The sequence below is a fragment of the Paenibacillus vietnamensis genome (assembly GCF_020169515.1).
In the GTDB taxonomy this organism is placed as follows: domain Bacteria; phylum Bacillota; class Bacilli; order Paenibacillales; family Paenibacillaceae; genus Pristimantibacillus; species Pristimantibacillus vietnamensis.
Genome location: NZ_JAHMHW010000001.1, coordinates 125,548 through 140,507 on the forward strand (window position 1 = coordinate 125,548; position 14,960 = coordinate 140,507).

12 protein-coding genes are annotated in these 14,960 nt (G+C 48.6%); 10 read left to right on the forward strand and 2 right to left on the reverse strand.

All coding sequences use genetic code 11. From position 1 onward, the window contains the following. Positions 1–82: 82 nt before the first annotated feature. The 4 genes from KP806_RS00500 (at position 83) to KP806_RS27505 (ending at position 5,925) form a co-directional block, all read left to right on the forward strand. Positions 83–3,145, forward strand: coding sequence for a LamG-like jellyroll fold domain-containing protein (locus KP806_RS00500; protein WP_224721599.1), 3,063 nt, complete (start codon positions 83–85; stop codon positions 3,143–3,145). 131 nt (positions 3,146–3,276) lie between these two features. Continuing rightward, positions 3,277–4,353: a HupE/UreJ family protein gene (locus tag KP806_RS00505; protein WP_224721600.1), complete on the forward strand. Its 1,077-nt coding sequence runs from the start codon at positions 3,277–3,279 to the stop codon at positions 4,351–4,353. Between the two features lie 548 nt (positions 4,354–4,901). Continuing rightward, a complete protein-coding gene (locus KP806_RS00510) occupies positions 4,902–5,798 on the forward strand; it encodes a nicotianamine synthase family protein (RefSeq protein ID WP_224721601.1) in 897 nt (298 codons plus the stop codon). Between the two features lie 4 nt (positions 5,799–5,802). Next, positions 5,803–5,925, forward strand: a complete 123-nt coding sequence (locus KP806_RS27505) for a hypothetical protein (protein WP_263575521.1) — start codon at positions 5,803–5,805, stop codon at positions 5,923–5,925. Between the two features lie 72 nt (positions 5,926–5,997). Here KP806_RS27505 and KP806_RS00515 read toward each other — a convergent pair whose 3' ends face one another. After that, entirely contained in the window at positions 5,998–7,332 is a 1,335-nt protein-coding gene (locus KP806_RS00515; protein WP_224722394.1) for an alpha-L-fucosidase, read from the reverse strand. 41 nt (positions 7,333–7,373) lie between these two features. Here KP806_RS00515 and KP806_RS00520 point away from each other — a divergent pair, with 41 nt between their 5' ends. Both KP806_RS00520 and KP806_RS00525 read left to right on the forward strand, forming a co-directional pair. Continuing rightward, the gene (locus KP806_RS00520) at positions 7,374–8,204 is read left to right on the forward strand and encodes an AraC family transcriptional regulator (protein ID WP_224721602.1); all 831 of its coding nucleotides are present in this window, start codon (positions 7,374–7,376) and stop codon (positions 8,202–8,204) included. Positions 8,205–8,355: 151 nt separating this feature from the next. Then, positions 8,356–9,954: a xylulokinase gene (locus tag KP806_RS00525; RefSeq protein WP_224721603.1), complete on the forward strand. Its 1,599-nt coding sequence runs from the start codon at positions 8,356–8,358 to the stop codon at positions 9,952–9,954. 121 nt (positions 9,955–10,075) lie between these two features. On the opposite strand, the gene KP806_RS00530 is transcribed toward KP806_RS00525, so the two are convergent. Further along, complete coding sequence (locus KP806_RS00530; protein ID WP_224721604.1) at positions 10,076–10,651, reverse strand: helix-turn-helix domain-containing protein; 576 nt, start codon at positions 10,649–10,651, stop codon at positions 10,076–10,078. A gap of 272 nt (positions 10,652–10,923) precedes the next feature. Here KP806_RS00530 and KP806_RS00535 point away from each other — a divergent pair, with 272 nt between their 5' ends. Genes KP806_RS00535 through KP806_RS00550 form a run of 4 tightly spaced genes read left to right on the forward strand, consistent with a single transcriptional unit; the run spans position 10,924 to position 14,931 of the window. Continuing rightward, positions 10,924–12,156: a Tm-1-like ATP-binding domain-containing protein gene (locus KP806_RS00535; protein ID WP_224721605.1), complete on the forward strand. Its 1,233-nt coding sequence runs from the start codon at positions 10,924–10,926 to the stop codon at positions 12,154–12,156. A 34-nt stretch (positions 12,157–12,190) separates the two neighbouring features. Continuing rightward, positions 12,191–13,186, forward strand: a complete 996-nt coding sequence (locus KP806_RS00540) for a Gfo/Idh/MocA family protein (RefSeq protein WP_224721606.1) — start codon at positions 12,191–12,193, stop codon at positions 13,184–13,186. Beyond that, entirely contained in the window at positions 13,183–13,962 is a 780-nt protein-coding gene (locus tag KP806_RS00545) for a sugar phosphate isomerase/epimerase family protein (RefSeq protein ID WP_224721607.1), read from the forward strand. The genes KP806_RS00540 and KP806_RS00545 overlap by 4 nt, the downstream gene beginning before the upstream one ends. Positions 13,963–14,007: 45 nt before the next feature. Further along, positions 14,008–14,931: an ABC transporter permease gene (locus KP806_RS00550; protein WP_224721608.1), complete on the forward strand. Its 924-nt coding sequence runs from the start codon at positions 14,008–14,010 to the stop codon at positions 14,929–14,931. The last annotated feature ends 29 nt before the right edge of the window (positions 14,932–14,960 follow it).

Below are 14,960 nucleotides of genomic sequence, written 5' to 3' on the forward strand. Positions count from 1 at the left end.
ATATTCACTGATCATCCATTCGAATAAGGTGCCGGATTTTGAACAGGCTCTTAAACTACTTAAAATACGGAGGTTTTCTGTCATGAAAAGAATTTTATCTTTTTCCCTCGTATTCATGATGATATTCGTTATGTTATCGAATACCGCAGGCGCAAAAACGGGTACAAACGCATCGGATGCCAATTTCGTCAAAATCGACAATATGCATCCGGTTTACGGTCAAACGATCACCGCCACTGTACCCATGAGTGATATTTCAACGGCCAAAAATCTAACATTTCAATGGCAAGTACAGGAATCACGTACAAGCGATCAATATAGGAATGTAAAATCGGGCGGCACATCCAAGAGCTACACCGTAACGTTAAATGATATTGGTAAAAAATTGCGCGTTGTAGTTGGTTTACCAGCAAATGGCGACAGTAAAACTTCATTGCCGACGAACGCAGTACTAAATGCCAACCCCCTTATTGCATCGATTAAATTTGATAATAATTTGAAGAACGATGCAAATCAAAAAGATTTGAAAGCAAATGGAAATTATAGTTATGTAGACGGTATATTACCTTTGACCAAAGCTCTGCATTTAGAAAGCGGAAACGGTAATTATGTCGGTACGACGAATAGCTTGAATTATGGTAAGGACAGTTTTACCGTATCCTTCTGGTATAAGGGCGACACGAACAATAATCAGGTTATATTATCAAACAAGGATTTTAGTAACGGCTCTAACGCAGGCTGGGCGATTTACACAAAAGCCAATTCGATCAACATGAATTTTGGATTCCCGACCGCAAAAGTAAAGAACATTTCCTTTGGGCGAAACACGTTTGATGCTTCCGATTGGCGTTACGTGACATTTGTTGTAGACAGAGATAAAATGCTCGCGTCGTTGTATATTGATGGTTACGAAATGGCTGAAACTTCACTGAGGCACGGGTCTTTAGATACGCCGAATCCATTAAATATAGGCAGCGACGGATTGGGCAGCCTCGGCGGTAATTCATTCGATATCGCTGATTTGATGATTTGGAAAGGCGTATTTAGCAGTGATGTGGTTCAAGCTAATTATAATAGTTACAATGGAAACAAAGTAGATCTGAACGCACTAAACGACGCCATATCAGATGCAAATTCTATCACAGATGGCGGTCTCGGCAACGGCTTCGGCAAAACCGATTTTGATTATTTGAAAAAGGTTTTGAATTATGAAAATACGGTTGCAGCAACGCAAAAAGTAAAATTTTATACGCAGGAAACTATCAATTATTACACACGTGAACTAAACAACGCCATATTCATCTATCAAAAAAGCAATAAAACATTAACCCCACCCGGTTTAAATGTAACGATTAACAGTGACACGGAAATCAGCAGTAATCCGGCAGCAATCGCGCGCGTGGAAGAAGATTTCAGAAAAGCCATGAGCGTATTCCCGCAGGCCGATGTCATGTTGATTCCCGGTGACGTTACCGGCGGTAACCAGGCCAGTGAATATGTGTGGATGGGTGAGCTTTCAAAAGTATACAACAAACTTCAAGACGAGGGCTTGTTTGACAATACCGAGTTATTAATGGTAAGAGGCAACCATGATATGGGCGGTTCCGAAAAATTAATACCGATCGGTTCGGCGGGTGCGTGGAACGAATCTACGAATTCTTACGATAACAATTTCTTTAACGATGCTTTTCGGGTCAAGGTGAAAGGATATAATATCGTAGGTTTTGACGCAAATTATAACAACCAAAATACAGTGGGAAAAACCCAAAATTTCCTCAACACAATCACAAAAGAAGAGGATTATGATCCAACAAAACCGATATTTGTCATGTCCCATTACCCTATAAGCGGAACTGTGTGGGCAGAGAGATGGAGCAGTGCGGGAAGTAATGCTGTAGGTAAATATATTGCCGACAATAATTTGTCGCAGGTGTTTTATATGTCAGGTCATACGCAATACGACCCGACCGACGAACGTTCTCTCCATCAAGGTTCGGCTACGTTTCTCGATTCCGGTGCGTCGTCCTATTCTAGTTATATTGATCCCGGTCCGTACGGCGGGTATATTGAAGGCGCGTATATCCAATATAAAACCACGCCTCGCATCGTGAATTTCTTAGAGGTTTACGGTCCGAAAATTATCATCAAACAGTATAATTTAAGTACAAATGAATTCGTAGGCATACCTCGTGTAGTAAACGCCGGCGAAGGCAAAAATGCCTTTACGTACAGCAGGAACGATATAAGAGAACTCATAGCTCCGCAGTTTGATGAGGGGATTACGCTCGATTCCATCAACAGCAATGAAGTTAATTTTACGTTGAAGCAAGCAGAAGATAATGTACGCGTTTTGGAATACAATGTTGAGCTGCTTAACAAGCTCACCGGGGATGTGGACAAATCGTTCAACAGCCTTTCGCTGCCGCTAGACAAACCATTCGATGTATACAGGCAGTATAAGATTACAGGTTTATTGCCGAAAACGCCATATTTACTCAGGGTATTCGCTGCGGATTCCATGTATAACCGTTCGTCGCAGGACATTGACATCATAACTGAGGGTGCGAAATTAAATAGTATTACTGCGCCTGCATCGGTATCTGCGAGCAACGGAACGGCCAAGACAGCGGAAGCACTTGGATTGCCCGCAATAGTAATTCTTGCAACCGATGGAGGAAATGTGGACGCAAACGTGAATTGGGATTTAAGCGGCGTCAGCTACGATCCGGCTATCAAGACGGTGCAGACCTTCTCGGTGCCAGGGACCGTAACCCTGCCTTCCGGAGTTGAAAACCCGAACAGCGTTCCATTGACAACAAGCATTAACGTAACTGTTCAAGCAATTGGAGCACCTGCCGGCCAAATAACGCTTGACAAATCCCAGTACAACAAAGGGGAAGCCATTACCCTATCCTATACCGGGGCAGCGTTAAACGGGAAAGATTGGGTCGGCATCTACAGAACCGGAGCTGTTCCTCCAGGTGCCGGTGCATCTTTGGTATGGAGTTATTTAAAGTCCGGATCCGGAAGAGTTAGTTTAAACAATGGACTGGCCCCTGGCACTTATGATGTACTCTTTTTGCTCAATGACGGTTATACGGTAGTGGATCGCAAGACATTCCATGTCGTTCAACCTGCGACGTAATAGAGCATAACAGAGCCCGCATCCATTCGATTCAACACGTTTGGAACCAGGATTGTTATGCAAGCCTGTGCCGTTTATGGTATAGGCTTGCATAGCAGCTTGGACAATTTACTAAAAGAGGTCCAGCAGCTATGTATGCAAAAACTTTCCTCTCCTTGTTCATCATCGTATTATTTTTGGGGACTGCCACAACTTCATTTGCACATAACGAAAGTATGGGTTACTCGGATTTATACGTGAAAGGGAACGAGATAAACTATCATCTATTTCTTGATCAACGAGATTTGCTTGGGCAATTCGATAGCAACAAGGATAATAACCTTGTGAACGAAGAGCTGCTCTCTCAAAAGGAAGGAATCGAATCGTTTTTACAGAAAGATCTTCGAATAGATGTGGATTCGAAACCCTTGGCGATGGACTTGCTTGCGATGAACATGGAAACAAAGGGTTCCACAAGAGGCGTAGTATTTCAATTAAGTTTATCCGCCGATGAAGCGATCGAGCAAATTAATATTCATTATAATCTGGTGTTTGAAGATGCGCCTTATCATACGAGTGTACTCATGGTTCATTCAGGGGAATTTTTTTATCAGGATATTCTTGATAGCAATAAAACAGAAATTCAGATCACCTTTCCTCAGTCTGAGTTTGCTCAGTCCGAGATTGGCTCCGTCTTATGGAAATACTTTGTACTTGGAATCGAACATATTTTAAGCGGCTATGATCATTTGCTATTTCTGTTATCCTTAGTATTAATCGCTTCTCGCTTCAAGGATGCGTTGAAAATCGTAACTGCTTTTACTATTGCCCATAGCATAACGTTGTTCCTGGTGGCGTCTGGCCGCATTCAAGTCGTCCCGTCTTGGGTAGAAGCTTTGATTGCTCTGACGATCTGTTATGTGGCCGTGGAAAATCTGTTTGTTCGAAAGGCGAAATGGCGGTGGATACTGACAGCCATATTTGGCCTGATTCACGGAATGGGCTTCGCCGGAGCATTGGCTGAAACGGGACTTCCAAAGAGCAATCTGCTTGGATCACTCTTGATGTTTAATCTAGGCGTGGAAGCGGGCCAGCTCATAATCCTATGCCTGCTGCTGCCCCTCTTGCTATGGCTGCGGAGGTTCCCTTGGTATCGTAAAATGATGATCTCAACGTCTTGCCTTATTTTTGTACTGGCATTTTATTGGCTGATACAAAGATTGCAATGAGGCCATTATCATAAGTTTTATTTGGAAAATGTCTCGCCGCGCTGGGATTATCCGCAAGGTGCAAGTATTCGAAAACGGTCAAGGCCGCTTGATGCTCGACACAGATAAAGACACGGTTAACGCGGACAGAAGCGCTTATACCGTGGCTTTATTTATGTCGTCCTGTTTTTATGCACGAATGTATTTTCCGCCGTCGGACCTTTTATTTCGAATCCATCCTTGATCTGTAAACAGAGTTAGTACTACCAATATGTCCGATGTTTATGTGGAATACGCAACTCCGCTAACTAAGGAAATCCTGCCTTTTCGAATATGTGGATCACGGACGGTTCCGGAAAGCTCATATTCGGAGGAGGATTCATTTGGTGGATTCGTGAGCCTGCGGCTTGGACTGTATGCGGCAGGAGACGGGACAGCTGAATGTTCCGGATTTCGATACGGCGTGACCGAATAGGAGCGCCAATTCACTTGCAAATCGTCTATATCCCAGACCTCTTGAATATATTTCGTAATAGGAATCAGTTGTAGACGAGGGAGGAGTCGGGCAAATGGAGGTTGATTCTACGGGCTCTATTATACTCAAACACAACACACCAAGAACGCAAACTGTTGACAACTTCATCGCTTTGATCCGTGAAACAAACGAGCTCCTTGAACAACAATCAGATCTGTCCCCAGCGAATCAGCTGGTTACGAATATCATTAGACGCCTATCCCTTCAATTGCGATCCCGCTACCTGCCGGAGGAGATTCAGGCCGTTCTAAGCAATGAGTATATTCGAAGGAATCAACGGAATTTGCAGGATAAGCTGTCGGAAGCCGAGTTTCTGGCAGAGCTAAGCGATTCTCGTCACCTTTCCTTTAAATCAGACGAATCCGTTTTGGATATCGTTACAAGACTGCCTAACTGGGACATTTACATGGCCCTGGTTAGCGAGGAGCTGTCCATACTTCGTCAGTTTATTGGACGGGATGATCAGCTTGCGAAGTCCCCGATTGTTTTTGTGGGCAGCGGGCCGCTGCCGCTAAGTCCCATTATTTTACATCTATTCGGTAATGTGGACGTTATTTGTCTGGAAATCGATTCGGCAGCCTATGAAGCATCATGCGTTTTGCTCGAGCGCTTGGGATTAAGCTCGAATGTGACCGTCTTGGTGGAGAATGGATCAGAGTTCGATTACAGCTCCTGCAACCGGATCTTTGTGGCTAGTCTCGTTCGAAATAAAACGGGGGTGCTTGAACGGATCAGCCGCACATCCCCCAATCCTCTGGTAGCTGTCCGCACAGCCGAGGGAATAAGGCAAATTATGTATGAAGCGATTGACGAGCTGCAGTTGAATAAGCAGGGATGGCGGATTTTGGCACGAACCCGGCCTGAAGAGAATCTGGTTATAAATTCGACTTTGTTTTTAGATCGTGCGATTGCTCCCGCCATGCCGGAATGACAAGATGTTAAATCGTGAGATGGAGTCGTCGTCGGCCGCTTTGTTCTTTCACGGCGGAGATGAGCGCACATCGGAGAAATCGCGTATATCGGGAATAAACGCCATCTCGATGGAGGTGGCGTTTTAGTTTTGTGCAGCGCATGAAGTCAGATCGTTGTTCCTATTATTTAGTTAAAGGCCGGGAACGCTCTTGTCCTAATTAATCAATTTCAATACGGAACACAACAGGATGCGGACTCCGGACAGAGGATGTCTTAATACGTAGCGCTTCACCCGTACGTTCCCAGGCCGGTTTCTCGTCGAAGCCGAGAACGGTCAAGTCTTTAATGATGGAGTGAAAATGAATCGATCCCTCTTTCAGCGAGCGGATTTGAACGATTCCGTTGTCCGGAAAAAGGAGCACAGCCGCATAGAGACAGCTTCCTTTGACCGTAAACCGGATGTCTTCGCTTGTGAACACCTTTTCTTTGCCGTCCGTGAATTGGCCTTCCTCGATTTTGGTAGGGCCTTCGCCGAATATGCGCCAAGGGGACGTGTCGTAGATTGCCTCTCCGTTGACTTTAAGCCAATCCCCGATCTGCAGCAGCACATGGCGGTCTTCGTCCGAAATCGTTCCATCCGCCTTCGGTCCGACATTGAGCAGCAAATTGCCGTTTTTGCTTACGATATCGATTAAGTCCCGAATAATTTCTACGGCCGGTTTGTAGACGTTGTTGACGGAATGAGACCATGAATTTCTAGCAATAGCCGTATCCGTTTGCCAGAAATACGGCTTCATCTCTGCGAACTGCCCGCGCTCTACGTCGGGAACGGCCGTTCCGAGCATGAAGGCGTCGTGTTTATAGTTAATGGCCGCCGGATAACCTAGCTCGGCTGCTTTGTTATAATAATAAGCCGCGAATTTCTTGAGATACGGCTTGAAAGCGGCGGTTTGAATCCACCAGTCGAAATAAAAGACGCGCGGCTGGTAGTTATCGACGAGTTCACAGCAGCGAACGAGCCAGTCCTCCAGGTATTGTTGGTCAGGAGGAGATCCGAACAGATCGTGATGGCCGGGTTCGGGCATCGCAGGCCAATAGAAATCTCCGCATTCCAGAGGCTCCTTCACATCGGAGTCGAATTGCTTGCCGTGAGACATGAAAAACCAATGCTCCGCGCGATGAGAGGATGTACAGAAGATGAGGCCGTTATTTTCAAACGAGGCTTTCATCTCTCCGAGAAGGTCGCGTTTTGGGCCCATCTCGTATGTGTTATAATGAGACACGGAGCTTCGGTACATCTGGAAGCCGTCATGATGCTCGGCAACGGGCATGACATAACGTGCGCCTGCCTGTTTGAACAGCACCGCCCATTCGTCGGCATCGAAGTATTCAGCTTTGAACATCGGTATGAAGTCCTTGTAACCGAAGTTTTTGTGCTCGCCGTACGTTGCAAGGTGATAATTGTATTCATCAGAGCCTTGAATATACATATTTCTAGAATACCATTCGCTGTAATGAGCCTGGATGGAATAAAGTCCCCAATGGATGAAAATACCGAACTTCGCGCCGCATAACCTTCAAAGGAGATCAGGCAATGGATCGAGAGGCGCTCCTTGCGGGCTACTTGTCTAATGTCGCAATCGATTTGATCACCGTCAATGTCAATAAGGTTGCGGCGGGTTGGAGAGACATCGACTACATTCCGGATTACAGTAAACTTTATTTCATCTGCGAGGGAGATGGATGGCTGAAGATCGGGGACACGGAATATCATCCGAAATCCGGAGAGCTGATCTTGATGCCGGAAGGCGTTAAACAGTCATATTCCTGCATCAATGATAATCTCTACTTCAAATATTGGTGTCACTTCAGTGCGAAAATCGGTGATATGAATTTGTTCAATTTACTGGAGCTGAACGATTATTCTGTAAAGGCCGATCCGGCATACATTGGTGACGTATTCGGCAGCATGGTTACTCACGCGACCTCAGGGACGGTATACGGCAAGCTGCTCGCGAAGAGCAAGCTGATGGAGCTGTTTGCTTATTTTTTCATGAACGCCGATTTGGAACGGATCTCCTATCACAACTTGCCGTACGTAGAGAAGCTTGCTCATGTTATTTCCTATATCGATGCGAACATCGAGAGAAACATGACGATCCAAGAACTCGCGGGCATCGCCTTCCTGCATCCCAATTATTTGATCCGATTATTCAAACAGCAGATAGGCTTACCCCCCATTCAATACATTACGGTCAAAAAAATTACGAAGGCGAAGGAGCTTTTGATAAGCACGCGGGGCTCGGTCGGCGAAATCGCTGAGCAGCTCGGCTTTAGCGATCTCTTCTATTTCTCCAAGCAGTTCAAGAAAAACGTAGGCATGAATCCAACCGAATTCAGAAAGCAGATGCTTACCAAGGAATAAACCGGTTAAAGTCATTCGACTGTGATCGGTTTATTTTCTATTTTTTGTACTTTTTCATTTATCCCGGCCTGTATTCTATAGTATGATAGTGTTATGAGTCTTTTTGTTAATCGAATTAGAAACTACTAACGATTATGATGGAGGAACATTCATGAGTTTTGATGTAAGAAACGCGATCCAGAGCGGTAAAACAGTACTTGGTATTGAGCTTGGCTCCACTCGAATTAAAGCGGTTCTCATCGGTGAAGATCATACGGCGATCGCATCCGGCAGCCATGACTGGGAAAATAGCTATGTGAACAATATTTGGACTTACAGCCTGGAGAATATTTGGAAGGGCATTCAAGACAGCTATCAAAAGATGGCTAACGATGTGAAGCAGCAATATGGAGTAGCTCTGCAAACCATTGGAGCGATCGGCTTCAGCGGCATGATGCACGGCTACATGGCATTCGATTCGGACGGAGAGCTTTTGGTCCCTTTCCGCACATGGAGAAACAATATAACCGAGCAGGCTTCCGAAACGCTGACGGAATTGTTTAACTATCATATTCCACAGCGCTGGAGTATTGCGCATCTGTATCAAGCGATCTTGAATCAGGAAGAGCATATTGCCAAGATTAGCTTCCAGACCACTTTGGCAGGATATATCCATTGGAAGCTGACCGGGCAAAAGGTTCTGGGTGTAGGCGAAGCGTCCGGCGTATTCCCGATCGATATCCATACGAAAAACTATAACGTTTCTATGATCAATCAATTCAACGAGCTGATTGCAGGCCGCAGCCTGCCTTGGAAGCTTGAGGATATTTTGCCTAACGTTCTGGGGGCGGGTGAAAACGCCGGCATTCTTACAGAAGAGGGAGCCAGGCTGCTCGACGTGACCGGCGAGCTGCAGGCCGGCATTCCGCTTTGTCCGCCGGAAGGCGATGCCGGAACCGGTATGGTCGCGACCAATAGCGTAGCAAAGCGCACCGGCAACGTCTCTGCAGGAACCTCCGTATTTGCCATGGTTGTCCTGGAGAAGGAATTATCCAAAGCTTATGGTGAAATCGACCTCGTGACAACGCCTACCGGCAGCCTTGTCGCCATGGCTCATTCGAACAACTGCTCTTCCGACTTGAACGCATGGATCGGTTTGTTTGATGAGTTTGGCAAGGCCATGGGTCTGGATGTGGACATGAACAAACTATATGGAACGTTATTTAATCTTGCTCTGCAGGGGGACCCGGATTGCGGCGGCTTGCTGGCGTATGGATATCTCTCGGGTGAACATATGACTCATTTCGAGGAAGGCCGTCCGCTCTTTGTACGTTCCTCCGACAGCAACTTTAACCTGGCTAACTTCATGCGTGTCCATTTGTTCACTGCACTCGGCGCACTGAAGATCGGCATGGATATTCTTCTTAAGCAAGAGGCAGTAAAGCTGGATGAAATTTTGGGCCACGGCGGCTTATTCAAGACAAAAGGAGTAGGACAAAGCATCATGGCTGCCGCTCTTAATGTTCCGGTTTCCGTTATGGAAACGGCTGGAGAGGGCGGAGCTTGGGGGATCGCCCTGCTTGCATCGTATATGATCAACAAGACGGACAATGAAACGCTGGAAGAATATTTGAACCAGAAAGTTTTTGCAGGACAAACCGGTGTGACGATTTCGCCGGAACCTAAGGATGTAGAAGGCTTTGAAGCCTTTATGAATCGTTACAAAAGCGGACTGGCTATCGAAAGAGCGGCCGTGGATTTCCTTAAGTAAACCGGTCATTGACCACAATGCGACGAACCGCTGCATTGTGGTTTTTTTCATCCTCTTCCGGCGTTCAGGGCTCAGGAATGGAAAAGCTGTTCTTTTCCTGAGCCGAAGGGAGAGAGGACCCTCATTCCGAGCCTTTACCGTCCGGTTGCTTGGACTGATGCTCCGTAAACACGGCCAAATAGCGGACTTCTTCCGAAAGCGGCACGACGGTATGCTCCTGCAAGGAGTTAAAATATAAGCTGTCTCCGCTGCTCAGCTCGTATTCCGTTCCTCCGACGCGGTATTTCATCCTGCCGGATAAGACATAAATGAATTCTTCTCCCTCGTGCGAAAAGGTGTGCTCGTTAATCTCCCCTTGCCGTGCGGTAAAAATATACGGCTGCATGATCTTGTTGTGCCGGGTGGAAGCAAAGGCGAAAAACGAATACCCTTTGTTCGTCTTGAGCCATTTATCGACATCCTCGTATTGCCCCGCAGTAACCATGACGGTATCGTTGCTGGACTGCTCCTCAAGCAGGTCGGACACCTTGACTCCAAGGGCGTTTGCGATTTTCATCAAGGTAGACACGGCCGGCATCGCGCCGCCGCTTTCGATTTTCGACAGCATGCTTTTGGTGAAGCCGCAAACGGCTGCTACTTCCTCCTGAGTCCTCTTTTGCTCTCTGCGTATGAGTCGAATTCGTCTTCCTAGGTCCATGGCTACCTCCTTCTATTCAGAGAATTGTACTTTTGTATAATATACTTCAACTTAGTTGAATAATCAAGAACCAAAGTTAAATGTCTGTTTAACCGTAATAATCTGCTCTAAAAATTTATCTGAAAAAGTTTTTAGAAAGCGGTTGCAGACGGATGGGGTATGGTGTATGATGATGGTAATTCAACTAGGTTGAAGAAATGTTGATTAAGTAAACCAAAACTACATCTAGTTGATTTGTTCATAAAGGAGGTTAGTTCCAGAGGAGGGGTAGTGTGCAGCGGAAAATCGGCATGATCGGCGCTATGGACACCAAGGGTACAGAATTTGCATTCCTGAAGCAGGAGATTGAACGCAGAGGCTTTGGCGTGTACGTATTCGATACGGGCGTTCTCGGAGAGCCGGGCGTGCAGCCTGACGTCAACCGCGATTGCATTGCGGCTGAAGGAGGCTTGACCATCGACGAATTGATCGCGCTGGGCGACAGGGGAAAGGCGATGAGGGTCATGGCGGCGGGAGCTGCCAAGGTCGTCTCGCAGGCCGCATCCCGCGGTGAAATTCAAGGCCTTATCGGCATGGGTGGCACCGCCGGTACGGCGGTCGCGAGCAGCGCGATGCGGTCGCTTCCGATCGGATTTCCGAAGCTGATCGTCTCCACCGTCGCTGCGGGCAATACCCGGGATTACGTCGGAACGAAGGATATCGTCATGCTTCCTGCCGTTGTAGACGTATCCGGAATCAACCGGATCAGCAGGGAAATTTTCACGCGGGCCGCCGGTGCGATCTGCGGCATGACGGAATCCGACGTCATCCCGGCGAGCGATAGGAAGATGATAGCCGCCAGCATGTTCGGCAATACGACCGCCTGCGTCGAACGGGCGAAGGGGCGGCTTGAAACCGACAATCTGGAGGTGCTCGTCTTTCACTGCACGGGCGTTGGCGGGCAGACGATGGAAAGTTTGGCTGACGCCGGCTTGCTTGGCGGCATTCTCGACATCACAACGACCGAATGGGCCGATGAGATTGCGGGCGGCGTGTTTGCGGCGGGAGCCGAAAGGGGAGACGCCGCGGCAAAACGCGGGATACCGCAAGTCATCGTTCCGGGCTGCGTGGATATGGTCAATTTCCACGCCAGGGCAACTGTGCCGGAACGTTACGCGGGGCGGAAGCTGTACGAGTGGAATCCGAATATTACGCTCATGCGCACAACGCCGGATGAGAACGCCCGGATCGGCCGGATTTTGGCGGAGAAGGCCAATGCCAGCTCGGGTCCGGCAGCATTTCTGCTTCCGCTTCGAGGGGTATCGATCCTCGACAGCCCCGGGCAGCCGTTCTGGGATCCGGCGGCCGACGAAGCCTGCTTCGAAGCGATAAGGAAGCATGTTAAAGGCCATATTCCTGTTTATGAAATGGATGTCAATATCAATGATCCGGTGTTTGCGGACCGGGCAGCCGACCTGCTCATGGAAATGATGGCTGGAATGCCGCAAGCGGAGAAATTGGCCTGATTAAATCTCATTCATTTTAGGAGGAGAACGGTATATGAAAACATTTAAAGTCGGACTTATCGGTGCAGGCGGCGTGACGGATTTGCATCTGGAGGGCTACAAAGGTCATGGGGACCGGATCGAGGTGGCGGCCATTTGCGATCCGAATGTGGAAATTCTCACCCGCAAGGCGGAGAAATACGGCATTCAGCAGCAATTTACCGATTTGAATGACTTTATTCAGAACAGCGGTGTCGACGTTGCGATCGTATGTACGCCGACCTCAATCCGCAAGCAGGTCGTGTATCCGCTGCTGGAAGCAGGGCTCCCGCTCTTTGTCGAGAAGCCGTTCTCCGATACACTGGCCGATGCGATTGAGATTACGAGAAAAGCTGAGCTGCTCGGCGTGCCGATTTCGGTCAATCAGAATTTCCGCCGTCATTTTACCTTCGATCTCGTGAAGGATATTGTGTCGAAGGACACCATCGGCAGCGTAACGTCGATCGTGTTCAACAATTTGTTTTTCCGCCAGGACAGCGGCTGGCGCCTGCAGTGTGAGCGGCATGCCTTGTCCGTTATGGGCATCCACTGGTTTGACGGTTTCCGTCAAATTCTTGGATCGGAGGCCGTTTCTGTCGCAAGCCTTATGCGATCCTCCTCGGCGATCGAATGTGCGGGCGAAACCGACGCTACCGTGCAGGTTGCCTTCGAGAACGGCGCAATCGCTACATATGTCCAAAGCTTCTCCTCCCCGTTCCCGAGAACGGAAATGATTGTCATCGGCGAGACGGGTACGCTGTACTGCACGCACCGCAGCGTTGAGCTTTACCGCCAAGGCGGCAAGGCGCCGGCGCAAGCCTGGGACAACGATGTTTCGCGCGAAACGGCAACGTACGAAGGCTTGAACCACCTGCTTACTTCGCTGGAAACGGGAGAAGCGGCCCCGAACAGCGCGCAGGATAATCTGAAAACGGTCGCCATGCTCGATGCGGCCTACCGGTCCGCTGTGGAGCAGCGTCCGATCCTGTTAAACCAGGGTGTGCTGGTATGAGCGTAAAATTTGCATTTTCTCGGCCGACCCAATCGGATGAGGAACGGGACCTTCTATTCAGAGGGTATCGTTCCGCCGGCTATGAAGGACTTCAGCTGAAGCACGGCCAGTACGCGCCTTATATCGGGGAGCCGGAGCGCTTCCTGGAGGAATGGGGGATGCTGCCGGGGGCAGCGTCGGCCCTAATCGCAGGCGGAGTTGTCGATGAGGAGAGCCGCGCGCGTCTTGATCCCTTGCTTGCCTTCGCCGAACGAATCGGTGCCGAGCGTATCGTATTCTGTCACGGCCTCTCCCGGAAACATGTTACGGCGGACGATATCCGCCGTTTCTCCGGCTTGTTGTCGGAGCTGGGCAAGGAGACGCAGCAGCGGGGAATTCAGCTGTCGCTTCATCACCATTACGATCAGCCCGTTATGTACCGCGAGGACTTTGATATCTTTTTCGATCGACTGCCGGAGAGGACCGTCGGCTTAACCGTCGATACGGCCCATTTGGTTAAATCAGGCATTACGGATATCGCTGAAATCGTGACCGGCTTCGCGCCTTACATCGACAACTTCCATATGAAGGACTTTGCGGACGGCGAGTGGCGGGTATTAGGAGAGGGCGGCATCGACTTTGAGCCTGTTTTCCGAGCCATGAACACGATCCGGTATGACGGTTGGGTATCGGCGGATGAGGAAAGCGGCGGCGGCATTCAGGAAGGGATGCGGCAGTGTTTTGATTTTATGAAGCAAGGCTTGCAAGAGGCTCGGGATAAAGCCGGCAGGAGGTGACGGACGGTGAACACCCATATCGCTAAACTGGGAAAAAAAACTCGCATGAGTGACAAACCGAAAACCGACAGGCTGTGGCTGGACATCAGACGCGACCGTTATCTTTATTTGCTGGCTTTGCCGGGGATCCTGTACTTTATTGTTTTTAAATATGTGCCGATGTGGGGCGTCGTCATTGCTTTCCAGGATTATTCGCCTTACCTCGGAATGCTTCAAAGCAAATGGGTGGGCTTCGAGCACTTCGTCCGGTTTTTCTCCAATCCCGACTTTATGATTCTGTTTCGCAACACAATGATGATCAGCCTCCTGAATTTGCTTTTTTTCTTCCCGCTGCCGATTGTGCTGTCTCTGCTGCTCAACGAAGTTACCCATCATGCGTTCAAGCGGACGATCCAATCCATCGTCTACCTGCCGCATTTCCTGTCGTGGGTCATTATCGTGGGCATCACGTTTCTGCTTCTGTCACAGTCCAGCGGCATCGTCAACATGATCCTTCAGTGGTTAGGCTTCTCGAGCTACGATTTTCTCACCAATAAGGATACCTTCTGGATGCTTCTTACGTTCCAAAATATATGGAAAGAGACCGGATGGGGAACGATCATTATCCTTGCCGCGATTACGGCGGTCGATCCGCAGCTGTACGAGGCGGCCAAAATCGACGGAGCAAGCCGCCTTCGTCAAACCTGGCACATTACGCTTCCGGCGATCCGAAATGTCATCATCGTGCTGCTGATTTTGCGGCTGGGCCATATAATGGACGTCGGCTTCGAGCAAATTTTCCTCATGATGAACGGGGCGGTAACCGATGTTGCGGACGTGTTCGAGACGTACGTTTATCGCAACGGCATTCAGAACGGCCAATTCAGCTACAGTACCGCGGTCGGCTTATTCAAATCTATCATCGGTCTCATTCTTGTCATTGCCGCCAATAAGCTGGCCAAGAAGCTTGGAGAGGAAGGCGTTTATTAACCGCCGGCGCATCGGAAAGGAGGGTCTTG

What these genes read in the sequence shown, in the direction of transcription:
- KP806_RS00500 (WP_224721599.1), top strand. Translation starts at nt 83, where the DNA reads ATGAAAAGAATTTTATCTTTTTCCCTCGTATTCATGATGATATTCGTT.
- KP806_RS00505 (WP_224721600.1), top strand. Translation starts at nt 3,277, where the DNA reads ATGTATGCAAAAACTTTCCTCTCCTTGTTCATCATCGTATTATTTTTG.
- KP806_RS00510 (WP_224721601.1), top strand. Translation starts at nt 4,902, where the DNA reads ATGGAGGTTGATTCTACGGGCTCTATTATACTCAAACACAACACACCA.
- KP806_RS27505 (WP_263575521.1), top strand. Translation starts at nt 5,803, where the DNA reads ATGTTAAATCGTGAGATGGAGTCGTCGTCGGCCGCTTTGTTCTTTCAC.
- KP806_RS00520 (WP_224721602.1), top strand. Translation starts at nt 7,374, where the DNA reads ATGGATCGAGAGGCGCTCCTTGCGGGCTACTTGTCTAATGTCGCAATC.
- KP806_RS00525 (WP_224721603.1), top strand. Translation starts at nt 8,356, where the DNA reads ATGAGTTTTGATGTAAGAAACGCGATCCAGAGCGGTAAAACAGTACTT.
- KP806_RS00530 (WP_224721604.1), bottom strand. Translation starts at nt 10,651, where the DNA reads ATGGACCTAGGAAGACGAATTCGACTCATACGCAGAGAGCAAAAGAGG.
- KP806_RS00540 (WP_224721606.1), top strand. Translation starts at nt 12,191, where the DNA reads ATGAAAACATTTAAAGTCGGACTTATCGGTGCAGGCGGCGTGACGGAT.
- KP806_RS00545 (WP_224721607.1), top strand. Translation starts at nt 13,183, where the DNA reads ATGAGCGTAAAATTTGCATTTTCTCGGCCGACCCAATCGGATGAGGAA.
- KP806_RS00550 (WP_224721608.1), top strand. Translation starts at nt 14,008, where the DNA reads ATGAGTGACAAACCGAAAACCGACAGGCTGTGGCTGGACATCAGACGC.